Annotated in this window: 1 protein-coding gene; it reads right to left on the bottom strand. The window is 55.3% G+C overall.

From position 1 onward, the window contains the following. Window positions 1-8: 8 nt before the first annotated feature. Window positions 9-884 (bottom strand): IS3 family transposase (locus M5C56_RS32290; protein WP_103499337.1); only part of this gene is annotated, 876 nt, incomplete at its 5' end.

Here is an 884-nt window from a genome sequence, read left to right as displayed (position 1 = left end):
TGTAGTGGTCAACTAATCCCGGACACGGTTTTAAGTTTTTCTTCAGTTTTCGCCGGGGCCAGCCCATCGTTAAATTGATGGGGCCGTATCCAGTTGTAGTGATGCATCAGGTACTGGCTGATGTCTCGCTGAGCTTGCTGGCCGGTCATGTAGCCAGTGGTCGGTATCCATTCTGTTTTCAAGCTTCGAAACACTCGTTCCATCGGTGCATTATCCCAGCAATTTCCTCGGCGACTCATGCTCTGACGCATGCGGTATCGCCACAGTCGTTGGCGAAATTGGCGGCTGGCGTACTGCGATCCTTGATCCGAGTGGAACAGTAGTCCTTGAGGCTTTCCACGCTGTTCACAAGCCACGTCCAGCGCCTTGACCACCAGATCTGCATCCGGCTTTTCTGATAACGCCCAGCCCACAACTCGTCGCGCATATAGATCCAGGACAACCGCAAGATAGTGCCATTTATCCTGCGCCCAAATGTAGGTGATATCGCCACACCAGACTTGGTTGGGCGCCTCGACATCAAACGCCCGGTTCAATATGTTCGGGATACCAGGCCGCTCCACCGTCGCTTTTTTGTAGGTGTGTGATCCCGGCTGCTTGCTGACCAGCTCCAGCTCGCGCATCAGGCTGCGGACCTTGAACCGCCCGATTTGCTCACCCTCTTCTTGCATCATGACCGTGATGCTCCGGCTGCCCGGCGCACTTCGTCCCCGGGTGAACAACTCGTTCACTCGACTACGCAGCCTGAGCCGCTCAACGTCCGGGGTTAGCCGTCTGAGACGATGTGCGTAGTAACTCGAGCGAGTGACTTCGAACACCTCGCACAAGCAATCAACTGGCTCATGGACGCTTAACTGATTGATCAGCGCGTACGCTCGAGATCT

This window comes from Pseudomonas sp. MWU13-2862, assembly GCF_023242495.1.
In the GTDB taxonomy this organism is placed as follows: domain Bacteria; phylum Pseudomonadota; class Gammaproteobacteria; order Pseudomonadales; family Pseudomonadaceae; genus Aquipseudomonas; species Aquipseudomonas gingeri_D.
Note: the sequence above shows the minus strand (reverse complement) of the source record. Positions and strands in the feature narration are given on the sequence as shown.